The organism is Rhodococcus sp. P1Y (assembly GCF_003641205.1).
Lineage (GTDB): Bacteria > Actinomycetota > Actinomycetes > Mycobacteriales > Mycobacteriaceae > Rhodococcoides.
Genome location: NZ_CP032762.1, coordinates 2,531,682 through 2,543,638, shown reverse-complemented (window position 1 = coordinate 2,543,638; position 11,957 = coordinate 2,531,682). Strand labels below are relative to the sequence as shown.

At 62.9% G+C, this 11,957-nt stretch carries 11 protein-coding genes and 1 pseudogene; 8 read left to right on the top strand and 4 right to left on the bottom strand.

From position 1 onward, the window contains the following. Positions 1-103: 103 nt before the first annotated feature. Positions 104-1,000: a LysR family transcriptional regulator gene (locus tag D8W71_RS11945; protein ID WP_121113742.1), complete on the top strand. Its 897-nt coding sequence runs from the start codon at positions 104-106 to the stop codon at positions 998-1,000. Positions 1,001-1,014: 14 nt separating this feature from the next. Here D8W71_RS11945 and D8W71_RS11940 read toward each other — a convergent pair whose 3' ends face one another. Next, on the bottom strand, positions 1,015-2,151 hold the full coding sequence (locus D8W71_RS11940) for a PrpF domain-containing protein (protein WP_121119026.1): 1,137 nt from the start codon (positions 2,149-2,151) through the stop codon (positions 1,015-1,017). A 113-nt stretch (positions 2,152-2,264) separates the two neighbouring features. Next, positions 2,265-3,656, bottom strand: coding sequence for an SLC13 family permease (locus D8W71_RS11935; protein WP_121113740.1), 1,392 nt, complete (start codon positions 3,654-3,656; stop codon positions 2,265-2,267). Positions 3,657-3,794: 138 nt separating this feature from the next. Between D8W71_RS11935 and D8W71_RS11930 the strand changes: the two genes are divergently transcribed. Next, on the top strand, positions 3,795-4,784 hold the full coding sequence (locus tag D8W71_RS11930) for a LysR family transcriptional regulator (protein WP_121113738.1): 990 nt from the start codon (positions 3,795-3,797) through the stop codon (positions 4,782-4,784). Here the strand turns inward: D8W71_RS11930 and D8W71_RS11925 are convergent. Continuing rightward, positions 4,762-5,325, bottom strand: a complete 564-nt coding sequence (locus tag D8W71_RS11925) for a TetR/AcrR family transcriptional regulator (RefSeq protein ID WP_121113736.1) — start codon at positions 5,323-5,325, stop codon at positions 4,762-4,764. The two genes, D8W71_RS11930 and D8W71_RS11925, sit on opposite strands and share 23 nt — an antisense overlap. A 118-nt stretch (positions 5,326-5,443) precedes the next feature. Between D8W71_RS11925 and D8W71_RS11920 the strand changes: the two genes are divergently transcribed. Further along, positions 5,444-6,109 carry an SDR family NAD(P)-dependent oxidoreductase gene (locus D8W71_RS11920; RefSeq protein ID WP_121113734.1) on the top strand — a complete coding sequence of 222 codons (666 nt, stop codon included), beginning with the start codon at positions 5,444-5,446 and terminating at the stop codon, positions 6,107-6,109. 12 nt (positions 6,110-6,121) lie between these two features. Here the strand turns inward: D8W71_RS11920 and D8W71_RS11915 are convergent, their stop codons facing one another. Next, positions 6,122-7,096 (bottom strand): ABC transporter substrate-binding protein, encoded by a 975-nt coding sequence (locus D8W71_RS11915; RefSeq protein ID WP_121119024.1) that lies wholly within the window; start codon positions 7,094-7,096, stop codon positions 6,122-6,124. Positions 7,097-7,414: 318 nt separating this feature from the next. Between D8W71_RS11915 and D8W71_RS11910 the strand changes: the two genes are divergently transcribed. The 5 genes and pseudogenes from D8W71_RS11910 (at position 7,415) to D8W71_RS11890 (ending at position 11,905) form a co-directional block, all read left to right on the top strand. Then, a complete protein-coding gene (locus tag D8W71_RS11910) occupies positions 7,415-8,398 on the top strand; it encodes an ABC transporter substrate-binding protein (protein WP_121113732.1) in 984 nt (327 codons plus the stop codon). Next, a complete protein-coding gene (locus tag D8W71_RS11905; RefSeq protein WP_121113731.1) occupies positions 8,395-9,201 on the top strand; it encodes an ABC transporter ATP-binding protein in 807 nt (268 codons plus the stop codon). Before D8W71_RS11910 ends, D8W71_RS11905 begins: the two co-directional genes overlap by 4 nt. Beyond that, positions 9,198-10,031 carry an ABC transporter permease gene (locus D8W71_RS11900; protein WP_121113729.1) on the top strand — a complete coding sequence of 278 codons (834 nt, stop codon included), beginning with the start codon at positions 9,198-9,200 and terminating at the stop codon, positions 10,029-10,031. The genes D8W71_RS11905 and D8W71_RS11900 overlap by 4 nt, the downstream gene beginning before the upstream one ends. Next, positions 10,031-10,820 (top strand): annotated as a pseudogene (locus D8W71_RS11895) (class II aldolase/adducin family protein). The gene D8W71_RS11900 and the pseudogene D8W71_RS11895 overlap by 1 nt, the downstream one beginning before the upstream one ends. Before the next feature lie 272 nt (positions 10,821-11,092). Further along, positions 11,093-11,905, top strand: coding sequence for an IclR family transcriptional regulator (locus D8W71_RS11890; protein ID WP_442972048.1), 813 nt, complete (start codon positions 11,093-11,095; stop codon positions 11,903-11,905). The last annotated feature ends 52 nt before the right edge of the window (positions 11,906-11,957 follow it).

Here is an 11,957-nt window from a genome sequence, read left to right as displayed (position 1 = left end):
GCAGCTCTCGCGCAGTTACTGCACATAGCCTGCATCACACAGCCGTCGAGTACAATTACGAAAAAGTCGAGATACCTTAACTTTTACTGAAGGCGGTTCGATCATGTTCGACACCCGACGCTTACTGCTTCTGGTCGAAGTCGTGCGCAGCGGGTCGATCACGGCAGCCGCAAGTCGGTTGAGCTTCACCACATCTGCCGTTTCGCAACAGCTCAGCAAGCTCGAGCTGGAGGCTGGGCAGCCACTGCTGGAGCGTCATGCCCGAGGGGTCCGACTCACCGAGGCAGGCGAGGTCCTGGTGCGGCACGCCGAGAGGATCGAAGTTCAATTACTCGCCGCACGAAACGAACTCGAAGATCTGTCGGGTCTCCGCGCCGGAACATTGCGGATCGGCACCTTCCCCACGGCCGGATCAAGTCTCCTGCCACCGGTGGTCAAACTGTTCAAGTCCCGCCATCCCGCTGTGGCTTTGACTGTGCGCAGCTCGAGGTTCGCCGGACTGCGAGGAATGCTCGACACCCGCGAGGTGGAGCTGTCTCTACTCTGGGATTACGAGTGGGCCAGAATCACCGACTCGGACCTGACGGTGCACCAGCTCATCGTCGACCCGCCGATGCTGGTCGTCGCCGTCAACCACCATCTGGCAGAACGTGATTCGGTGGACATGACCGAGCTCGAGCACGAGCAGTGGATCACACGGGAGGACACTCATCCGGTCGGCACCGCGCTCGAGCGCGCATGCCACGCTGCGGGTTTCTCCCCCACCGTCTCGTTCGCGGCGAACGACTACCAGGAAGCTCAGGCGATGGTAGCTGTGGATCTGGGCGTTTCGTTTGCACCGCGCATGGCGCTGTCGAATATTCGTGACGATGTGCGCCTGGTGCCCTTGACTGGTGCACCGTCGCGTCGAATTTTGTTGGCGCACCTGACAGAGCAGAAGCTATCACCGAGTGCGACGGTGCTGCTGAAGATTTTCAAGGACGTTGCTGCGCGGTTTTGAGGCACCGCACAACCTCAGGCGGAGTGTGCGCCGACCAGAGCGGGCATCGGCACCACGAAGAGGTCTGCGGTGGCGATACGCCGGACTGCGCGGTGCAGGGTGACCGACTGCAGCAACCCGTTGCCGTCCACCGTGTAGTCGACCTCGAGCACCCCCGCGGCGGTACCGATACGAATGGTCCCCGGACGGCCAGCGCCTGCGTTGGCCGTCACTACCCCGCCGATGACGGTTGCTGCGGCGGCCACGGCTACCGCCGAGGTGAGCCCGATGGCCGGATGCGGTGCCATCATCGAGAGCATGCGCACCGAGATATCGTAGTCGGTGGCAGCGACATGCTCGCCCGTCGTGGTGACGTAATCCTGTGGCGGTCCGACGATTCCGACCTTCGGAACAGCATGCGAGACAGGCTCTTCGGGCTTACTTAGACCCATCCGCAGAGCTGCCTGTCGGCGTAGCGCGATGAGCGTGGGGACGTACGCGGCGAGAACGTCGTTGCCCTCCGACCCGTTCAGCCCGAAATCGGCGGCGTCGAACAATGCGGCGGGCGCGCCCGCCCGAACGAACGTTCCTCGAAACTCGGTGTCGTCGAGGGTAACTCGATCGATCTCCGCGCCGGTTGGGAGCATCGTCACGCGGTCCGAGGCCGGATCCGTGAAGGTCAAGCCCACCGGAACGCCGAGGGCCGTGGTGCCCGGGACGGACGCGTCGCCCTCCGCAGGAATACGTCCGCCGGGCGTCGAGATCTCCGCCGCCAGAATCGCGCCGGTGTTCTCGTTACGCATTCGCACCACGGTGACGCGGTCATCGACGGCGACGAGGCCGGTCTGCACTGCGTAGAGGCCGATCGCCGTCGCACAGTTTCCGCAGTTGCTGGCCCACTCGACGGTGCGGTTCTCGATGGCGACCTGAGCGAAGAGGTAGTCGACGTCGATACCGGGCGCGCTCGAGCGTCGCACGATGGCTGCCTTCGAGGTGGTGGAGCTACCTCCACCGACCCCGTCGAGCTGGCGGGGGTCACCGGAACCGAAGGCTGCGGTCAGGATGTTGTCGAGACCGCCGGCGTCGGCGATGTACGGGTCGATGTCGACCGCGTTGAACAGCCAGCACTTGCTGGTGCCTCCGCGCATCCACGTTCCTCGAAGAGTGAACATCTGGTGTGCCTTCCGATCAGGATCCGATGCTTCCACCCTGCGACAGAGGATGATCAAGCACAATTACGAAATATGTTCACGCCGTGCAGCAGCGCTTAACGCGAAGGCTGCGGTCAGAACACGGAGGGGACGACAACCAGGATCAACCAGCACAGGGCAGGCGCGATCGCCACGACGATTCCGGCGTTGAGCAGCAGCTGACGGTAGAAGCGTGGGCGCTCGATGTTCTGCGCGTTGGCCAGCACGAGAGCACCGTTGGTCGAGAAGGGCGAGACGTCGACGACGGTGGCGGAGATGGCCAGAGCTGCGACGACGCCGACGACGGGCAGCGCGCCGGTGCCGAGCAACGGCATCGCCAGCGGAATGACGGCGGCCAGCAGCGCGGTGGAGGAAGCGAAGGCCGAGGTGACGCCGATGACGTAGCAGAGCACGATGGCCACGATGATGGGAGCGCCGATGGTGATGGCCATCTCGGCGAGATGATCGATGGTGCCGACTTCCTGCAGGATCGAAATGTACGTAACCATGCCGGCGACCAGCAGAACCGTCGACCAGCTGATGTCTGCAATGGCCTCGTTTTGCTTCTTCAGATCCGTGAACGCCAGGACTGCGCCGGCTGCGATGGCGATGAAGCTGATCGGCAGGTGCAGAACGAGCACGAGCACGAGAAGCGCGCCGATGAGGAAGAGCGTGAGCTTCTGTACGAACGTGATCGGGGCCGGGGCGTCGACCAGCGCGGTCGTCGTCGGGCGAGTGAGCACCTGGGTGCTGCCACCGCCGGCGCTGCTACCACCGGTACCGCCGCCGGCGGGGACCGGTGTCTTGACGCCCGATCCACCCACCGGGCCACTGCCGGGTGCGGGGTCGGTCGATCCGGTTGCGGTGTATTCGAAGCCCTTCACGCGTGCCAGGGCCGCGTAGCCGACGACCGTCAGTACCGAGAGCAGCAGGTTGATGCCGTAGCTGGCGAAGAACAGGGTCCACGGGTCGAGTGCGAGGCCGTTGTTTTCGACGATGTCTCGGACGAGAACGCCGGATACGGAGATCGGAGAGAACGCGCCTGCGTGCGCACCATTGATCACCATGATTCCCATGACCAGCGGGCTCATACCGGTACGGGCGGCGAATGCCATGGCTGCGGGCACGATCAACGCGACTGCGGCTGGGCTGAAGGTACCGAGCGCCGTCAATACCGAGGCGACGAAGAAGAACACCCACGGAACTACCGTCACCCGCCCGTGCACTGCCCGGATGCAGCTGTTGACCAGTAGGTCTATTGTGCCGTTGCGCTTTGCCATACCGAAGAAGTACGTGACGCCGACGATGGTCAACACGATCGAACTGGGGAACGCGGTGAGGATTTCCTTGTCGTCGTATCCCAATGCGAAGTACCCGACTACGAAGGCACCGATGAAGCCGAGGATGCCGATGTTGATCGGAAAGAAGGTTGCGATCACGAACATCGCAACCAATGCGATGAGCGGAAGGATCTCGATGGAGGTCATGGGCGTCTTTCAGGTGGCTGGGTAAGTGCTCGGTTACATCCGCACTCGAACGTTGTATCTGTCACATTATTGACGCAAGACTTTTAGGACAATATCGTTCTGCTACCTAGTCGTTTAGCTCAGCTGAAAGATGTACGCATGAACCACACCTTCGACGTCGTGACGTTGTTCCTTCTGCTGGACATCGCCGAGGCCGGCTCCCTGACCGCAGGGGCCGAGCGGGCGAATATGACACCGTCTGCTGCGTCCCAACGGATCAGCAAACTCGAATTCGGCATCAAGCAGCCGGTGTTGACTCGGTTGCCACGCGGGGTGCAGCTCACCGAAGCCGGTGAGATACTCACCAGCCGGGCACGCCTCTTCCGCCGGGAGATGCGTGCTGCCAGTGGCGACCTGGAGGCCATCCGGGGTCTCGAACGCGGGTCGGTCCGCCTCGGATCGTTCCCGACCGTCAGCGCGTCGCTACTCTCCGATGCGCTGAAGGACTACCACTCGCGGTGGCCGGGGATCGACGTGCGTGTGCGGTCGGCAGTGCGTCCACAGTTGCTCGACATGCTGCATTCGAGCGAAATCGACTTGGCGTTGCTGTGGAGCTACGCCTGGACCGAGGAGGCCGAGCGATCGCTGTCACTCGAGCCGCTGATGGAAGACCAGACCGTACTGCTGCTTCCGATCGACGACGAGCGAGTCGAACACGACGTGTCCCTGCATGAGCTTCGGACCGCTCGGTGGATTATCCGCAGCAACGACCACCCTGCTGCCGAAGTGCTGTATCGAAGTTGCCGGGTGGCGAATTTCGAACCCGACGTGGTGTACGAGGCCCACGACTATCAAGAAATCGAGGCCATGGTTGCCGCGGGCGTCGGGATTGCCATGGTGCCTCGATTGTCGGTGGTGCACCACCGACCCGACGTCACCGCAATTGCCTTTCCGGAATCGGACCGCGTGCCGACCCGCGTCATCTACATCGCCTCACTCGCCCGGCGTCAGTACACCCCGGCGATGTACGCGATCTCGACCGCGCTGCGCGGTGCAGCCGAGCGCATCGCGGCCGTGAACGACGCAGCAACGGGAGAGGGAGGGAACACGTCGCTGCGCAGTGGAGCTACTGCGTCCACGCCGCGGTAAGACCGCGGTCGACCACGCGACGCCAGCCCGACGGTGCCGCCTCGTCGCGGCTCGCGGTGCCTGCCATCCACAACATCGCCATGAGGTCGTCCGCCGAGAACGACGTCGAGAGCACGCCGGCGCCATGTGCCTCTTCGACGAGTCGACCGCCCAGAGCCGTCGAGCGCTCGCAGGCGTCGATCAACGTGGTCGCGTTCGGAAACCGCCGGAGCATGGCGTCGTTCAGCGCCGGGTCGCTCAGCTGAAGATCGATCATGCTGTCGACGAACGTCTGCAACCTCGCACGGGGCGACCCCTGAGCCAGCGTGTGCTCGGTGAGTGTCATGAGCTTCTCGCCCGCGACGGCAGGAACGACGGCGTCGATGAGTGCCTCGCGTGATCCGACACGGTTGTAGAGCGTGCCGATACTCACGCCAGCTTCCCGGGCGATGTCCTCCAGGGGTGCCCCCAACCCATGCTCGGCGAACACCCTCAGGGCTGCGGAATGGAGCTTGTCCAAGTTCGCCTGTGCGTCGCGCCGAAGGGTTTTGTCGGGGACCATGCCAGCTCCTAGATGTTGAGTATGGCCTCAAGTTAGGGTACAAGTTAATTGAGGCCAACCTCAACTTAGCCCATCACGTGTCTGCACCGCCTGTCCGGCGGCTCGCGAAAGGATCCACATGCCTCTCATCACCATCATCGGAGCTGGCCCCGGCCTCGGTCTGGAAATCGCCCGCGCATTCGGCCGCAAGGGCTTCGATATCGCCCTGGTCGCTCGCAACCAGGCCAAGCTCGATGCCCTCGCCGGCACGCTGACCGATGAAGGGTTTCGAGCTCGCGGCTTTGCCGCCGATGTCAGTCGGCCCGACACGATCACAGCCGCCCTCAGCCAGATCAAGGCCGAACTCGGACCGATCGACGTGCTGGAATTCTCCCCGGCGGATCCAACGCTCGTTCCCGTCGACGTGCTCGACGTAGCCCCTGAGAACCTGCAGCCGCAGATCGACTTCTATATCGGCGGAGCGCTACACGCCATCGGCGATGTGATCCCCGACATGGTCGCCGCCGGCACCGGAACCATTCTCGTGACCACCGGCGGCGGCTCGATCAGTCCGATGCCGTTCCTGGGGAACATCAACATCGCCGCCGCGGGCCTTCGCAACTGGGTGCTGAACCTGCACAACGCCCTCGAACCCAAGGGCGTCTACGTCGCCCATGTCGGCATCACCGCCCTCATCGGGGGAGGTCATCCCGAGGCAGAACCGGACATCATCGCGAAGGCATACACGGCGTTGTACGACGAGCGCCATGCCGCCGAATTGCACTACGTCGCGTACGACGCGTGATTCTCCCAGCCGTCAGCCTCCGTGCTGTGAGACCCAGCCGCTGAGCAGCACCTTCGACGGGTCGACCGGCCCGGCCATCTTGCCCTGTGCTGTGAAGAAGTCGACCAAGCTCTGCGCTTGTTGGACGTCGGCTTCGGTGAAGTCTCGACCACCGAAGTCGATCTGCGACGCCCGATCCTGCGCTTCGGCGGCATCCATCTGGATCTCCGAGGACACCGCCCTCGCTGCACGAGCCGGATCGGTGTTCACGATGGCAGATGCCTCGGCAATGACCGAGAACACCCTTCCAGCGAGTTCCTCGTTGGCCTCGAGCCAACCCTCGGATGCAATGATCCACTGCGAGTACTTGGCACCGAAGTCACCGGTCGTCGCGACAACTGTCGACCCGGCATCCTCCGCTTGGGCAATCCACGGGTCGAAGGAAATGAACCCGTCGATGTCACCTCGCGCCAGAAGCGCCGGCTGCTCCGGCGGGCTCGTGGTCACCAGAGTCACCGCAGCTGGATCCAACCCCAGGCTCCGAAGGTACAGATCGGTGAAGTACAAACCGATACCGGGAAACACCCCCATGGTCTTGATGTCCGCTGGTGCGACCCCGTCCCGGAGGACGACCTGGAAGTAGCGATCCGAATCCTGGAACACCCCGAGGGCACGAAGCCCCGGGTTCGCAGCCATGACGGTCAGCGCGGTCGAATCGGCATTCCCGGACAACTCCGAAGTTCCCGCCACCACGTTCTGCGCGCCGGCCGCCCCGCCCTCTGTCTGGATGACCTCGACATCGAGGCCTGCGGCCTCGAACATTCCCTCACTGTCGGCGAGGAAAATCGGCGCGTACGACGGGTCGACACCGACCGAGATTCGTACCAGATCGGCGGTCGCCGCTGCTTCGGTGGCAGGTCGCGAGCAGCCTGCTGCGAACACGACCACAGAGGCCACGACGACGGCCAGTACCCGACCGGCGGTGGGGAGAGTGCGTGTGAAGAGCATATTTTGCCTTTCGATGTGGATTGCAGTCGAACAGGTGCGCCAGCAGTCCCGTGTATCGGAAAACATGATGATGTCGGAACTCGCGCCGACGTGTACGTCCGACGGTCCGGCCACCAGACCCGTCGTTCGACGTCCCGAGCCCGGGGTGACACGGCCATGGACTCACTCGACGTCGGTGTCCTGGATTTCGGCCACGTTAAGACCTCGGTCGGGTCCACACGGTGGACCGAGTTGGTGGGCGTGAACTCAGACCGCCACTAGCTTTGCCTCACACCACCGCAAATGCGGTCCAGATCACAGTAAGGAAAGCGTGCGCCCATGGCCCCACGATCGACAATCAAGAAGTCGAGTCTTGTTGCAATCGCCGCAGTCGCCGCGCTGTTCGCAGGGGCGTGCAGCCGTCCGGCGACCGAGTCCGCGGATGCGGCGAGCAGCACCGGCAGCATTCGCATCGCTGTCGGCATCGACGCCTCATATGCACCGTTCTTCCTTGCCGACGAGCGAGGCCTTTTCGAGAAGGCCGGCCTCGACGTCGAATTGGTTCAGTTCGGCCGCGGTGGCGAAGCCGTCGACGCACTGTCCACCGGCCAGGTACAGATGGCGGGTAGTTCGGATACGACCACGATCGCTCAGCTCCAACAGAACCCAGCGCTGCGTGCCATGTACTCGTACGAGTCCTCGGGCGAATACATCAAAGTTGTGCTCCGCAACGGCGTCGACGGTCCGCAATCGATACGCAAGCTCGGCATCGTTGCCGGCCTCAGCCAGATCTCGACCGTCAAGTATTTGGAAGCGAACGGTGTGTCTCCCGACTCCGTGGAGATGATCTCGGCAACACCGACGGATATGCCCGCACTCCTCAGTCGCGGTGACATCGACGGATATGTGATGTGGGAGCCCTGGCCGGCAGCTGCGATCGAGCAAGGAACCGGCAGGGTCGTAGCGACCACAGGCGACTTCGATTGGTACTACCACCACTGGGCGATCACGACCCAATCGTGGCTCGACGGCAACGAGGACACCGCACGCGCCGTTCGAGACGTGCTGTCGGAGGCAAGTGCGGATGTCGAAGCAGACCCGCAGGCCGCGGCGGCGGCAACGATGGCCGCAGTGAACACCGACGAAGCACAGACGTTGACCGCGATCGACGAAATCGATTACGCGGTGGAGGATTTGACGGCGACCAGTGTCGCCGATGCACAGACCGTGGTCGATTTCTATACCGAGATCGGCGTCATGAACAACCAACCCGACCTGAACACGGCGCTCCTCGTCGGTTGGTCGACGGAGGGATCGCGATGAGTGTGGACACAGTGGAGGGCGTTCCGATCGAGGCACGCGACGTAGCCATCAGATTCGGAGAATTGGAGGTAGTCAGCGGCATCGACCTGGACATTCGACCAGGCGAGTTCGTCTGTCTGCTCGGGCCCAGTGGCTGCGGCAAGTCGACGCTTCTGTCGGCCCTTGCCGGGTTCGTAGCGGTGGCAGCAGGCGACATCAGTTGCGACGGCGAGACGGTGAAAGGAAACAACACCCACGCCGGCATGGTGTTCCAGAGTTCGGAAGCGCTGTTCGAGTGGATGACGGTCAGCCAGAACGTGGCGTACGGCCCCCGAATGCACGGATCGAGCAAGTCCGAACAGTCCCGTATCGCAGCCGAGTACCTGGGCATGGTCGGGTTGAAGCACGCAGGCAGCAAATACCCCACGCAATTGTCCGGTGGCATGAAGCAACGTGTTCAGATCGCGCGCGTGCTGGCCAATCAACCTCGCTTGGTGCTGATGGACGAGCCGTTCGGTGCTCTCGACGCCCAGACGCGTCAAGTTCTTCAAACCGAACTGGACGGAATCTGGCGGCGCACCGGATGCACCGTCGTGTTCGTCACCCATGACATCGACGAAGCGATCACCCTGGCCGACCGTGTCGTCGTCATGACAGCCGGTCCGAGCGCTCGAATCAAGAGCGTGTACGAGGTCGATGCTCCGCGTCCGCGTGACCGCAATCATCCCGCCGTTGTAGACCTGTACGAACGACTACGAGATGACATTCGAGCCGAAGTGGTTGCCTCGCTTCGCAATCAAGGAATCGAGGAGGACACGCTATGACCGCCGTGATCGCTGGACGCACCGAGGCTGGACCGTCGACCAAGCCTGGTCGGGGCAACCGGGCGTGGGGTGCGGGAAAATCTGCTGTACGTACCGCTGCTCTGTTCGTCGTCTCGGCCGCAATCGGTCTCGCACTCTGGTCGTTCCTGGCGTGGTGGTACGGACCGACGACCATGGCGTCTCCGGCAGCCGTCATCTCTGCTGCGAAAGAACTGTCCGACAGCGGGGTCCTGTGGACATCGATCCAGGCATCCGGACAACGCATCCTCATCGGTTGGGTTATGGGTGTGATCGTGGGAGCACCGGTAGGAATCCTGATGGGACGCATCAACATCGTCCGCCAGCTGCTCGATCCGTACATCGAATTCTTCAGGTTCATCCCGCCCATCGCGTTCGTCACGCTCGCGGTGGTGTGGTTCGGCATCGGCGAAACGTCCAAAGTCGTCCTCATCTTCTACACCTCGGTGTTCATCGTGACCGTGAGTACGATCGCTGCGACAGTGTCGATCAGCGAAAACAAGCTGCAAGCCGCCACGAACCTCGGTGCCGGCCGGCTACAGATCATGAAGACTGTCGTACTGCCGTCCACGGTCCCGGGAATCGTGACCGGAGCTCGGTTGGCCATGGGTAACAGCTTCTTGACCATCGTGTCGGCCGAGATCGTCGCCGCCGATGCAGGCATCGGCTCCATGATCTGGCAAGCGCGAAACTACGGCCGCATCGACTGGACATTCGTCGGCATCATCACCCTCGGAATCATGGGCTTTCTGTTCGACCGCGTACTGAGATTGCTCTCCAAACGGTTCCTCGGCCGTTACGGAGTCAAGTGATTCCGGGCCCGGCCCCATCCATTGCCGAACTCGCCTCGATACCGGATCCGCCTACCGGTCTGACCACTGAGGAAGAGCGCACCCGACGCAAGATCGCGGTCGTGGGCGGCTACCGCATACTGTCGCGATTCGGCCTCGACGAAGGCATCTCCGGCCATATCACCGCCCGTGACCCGGAAGATCCCGACACGTTCTGGACCGCGCCGTTCGGACGCCATTTCTCACAGGTACGGCCCGAGGAGCTACTGCACGTCGGTGCCGACGGCACCGTTCTGTCCGGATCGGGACCGCTCAATCGCGCGGCCTTCGTCATCCACTCCAAGGTGCACGAAGCACGCCCGGATGTGATCCGGAGCCGTACACGCACACGGGCTGCACGGCAAAGCGTTCTCGGCCCTGCACCGGCTCCTGCAGCCGATCACGCAGGACGCCTGCGCTTTCCACCAGGATCACGCACTGTACGACGAGTACCACGGAGTCGCACTCGACGCCGAAGAAGGGTCGAGGATTGCCGCGGCCCTTGGTACGAACAAGGCCGTGATCCTCTCCAACCACGGCCACCTCACCGTGGGAACCTCGGTCGAGGCTGCCGTGTGGTGGTACGTCTCGATGGAACGGTCCATGCAAGCCGAGCTGGCCGCGTGCGCGGCCGGAGATCCAGTGGTTCTGCACGACAAGATCGCGGCACAGACATTCGAGGCGGTCGGGGTGGACAAGGTCGGTTGGTTCGCATACTCGACCATCATTCAGAAAATTGCTGCTGAAGAGCCGGACATCTTCGACGCGTGACCCTCGTTCGGGGAGTGATCGCTACCGCCCGCACCGTCATGTGTCGGTGCGGGCGTCGAAGCACGGCCGGCCCGATAGCCCTGCGCAATTGTTAACACCTCGAAACGGGTTCACCCAGTGGACCCTGAAACCCGAACAAAAAGTAAACAAGGGCCTAACGTCGAAATGTCGGGGTTTCCGACATTTCGACGTTAGAGGTGAGCATGTCTTCCGCACTCTCCGCACGAACTGCGAACGGTCCGCGACCACTGGACATCGAGCCGGCTGCGGACATGACGTCGGTGTTGGCAAAAGCCAGGCTGATCGTCGACACGTTCGACAGTACGAACACCGACCTCTCGCTGACCGAGCTCACGCGCCGCAGTGGAGTGTCCAAAGCCAGCGTGCATCGACTTGCCGGCGAGTTGGTCGAGTGGGGTTTGCTCGAACGTGCGGGCACGAAGTACCGATTGGGATTACGCCTGTTCGAGCTCGGCCAGATGGTCCCCCGGCAGCGGATTCTTCGCGACGCGGCCCTGCCGTACATGGAGGACTTACTTCTCGCCACTCAAGAGACCGTCCACTTCGCTGTGCGTGAAGGGTTCGACGTGCTCTACATCGAGAAGATCGTGGGCCATCGGGGCTTGAACGAGAACTCGAGGGTGGCGGGGCGACTTCCGCTGTACAGCACGGCAACGGGAAAAATCATGTTGGCGTTCTCGCCACGAGAGGTCTTCGACGAGGTAGTTGCGCAGGGCTTCGTCGCCCACACCTCACGCACGACGATGTCGGTAGCGGTCCTGGCTCAGCAACTCGAGCGAATGCGCAAGGACCAATTGGCGGTGGAAGTAGAAGAAACGCGACTGGGCTACATGAGCGTCGCGGTACCCGTTTTCAGCGGCAATGCTGTCCTGGCGGGCGCCTTGTCGGTGACCGCACCGACCTCGAGAATGAACGTCAATCGCGTTGCCGGAGCGCTGCGTACCGCCGGAATCGGAATTTCGCGCAGCCTGCAGGCAATGCGGTGCCTCCAACCGGCGGGTGCTGCGCGCGGAGGCGGGACGTGCCACCCCACCGTGTGCGCTTTCAACGGCTGTGGCAAATAGTTGGAAGAGCGGCTTCGCCGCAAGTGAGCGGAACTTCGTAGCAGAGAACGAG

Excerpts from the sequence above, each read along its gene's own strand:
- D8W71_RS11945 (WP_121113742.1), top strand. The coding sequence starts at position 104 with ATGTTCGACACCCGACGCTTACTGCTTCTGGTCGAAGTCGTGCGCAGC.
- D8W71_RS11940 (WP_121119026.1), bottom strand. The coding sequence starts at position 2,151 with ATGTTCACTCTTCGAGGAACGTGGATGCGCGGAGGCACCAGCAAGTGC.
- D8W71_RS11935 (WP_121113740.1), bottom strand. The coding sequence starts at position 3,656 with ATGACCTCCATCGAGATCCTTCCGCTCATCGCATTGGTTGCGATGTTC.
- D8W71_RS11930 (WP_121113738.1), top strand. The coding sequence starts at position 3,795 with ATGAACCACACCTTCGACGTCGTGACGTTGTTCCTTCTGCTGGACATC.
- D8W71_RS11925 (WP_121113736.1), bottom strand. The coding sequence starts at position 5,325 with ATGGTCCCCGACAAAACCCTTCGGCGCGACGCACAGGCGAACTTGGAC.
- D8W71_RS11920 (WP_121113734.1), top strand. The coding sequence starts at position 5,444 with ATGCCTCTCATCACCATCATCGGAGCTGGCCCCGGCCTCGGTCTGGAA.
- D8W71_RS11915 (WP_121119024.1), bottom strand. The coding sequence starts at position 7,096 with ATGCTCTTCACACGCACTCTCCCCACCGCCGGTCGGGTACTGGCCGTC.
- D8W71_RS11910 (WP_121113732.1), top strand. The coding sequence starts at position 7,415 with ATGGCCCCACGATCGACAATCAAGAAGTCGAGTCTTGTTGCAATCGCC.
- D8W71_RS11905 (WP_121113731.1), top strand. The coding sequence starts at position 8,395 with ATGAGTGTGGACACAGTGGAGGGCGTTCCGATCGAGGCACGCGACGTA.
- D8W71_RS11900 (WP_121113729.1), top strand. The coding sequence starts at position 9,198 with ATGACCGCCGTGATCGCTGGACGCACCGAGGCTGGACCGTCGACCAAG.
- D8W71_RS11890 (WP_442972048.1), top strand. The coding sequence starts at position 11,093 with ATGACGTCGGTGTTGGCAAAAGCCAGGCTGATCGTCGACACGTTCGAC.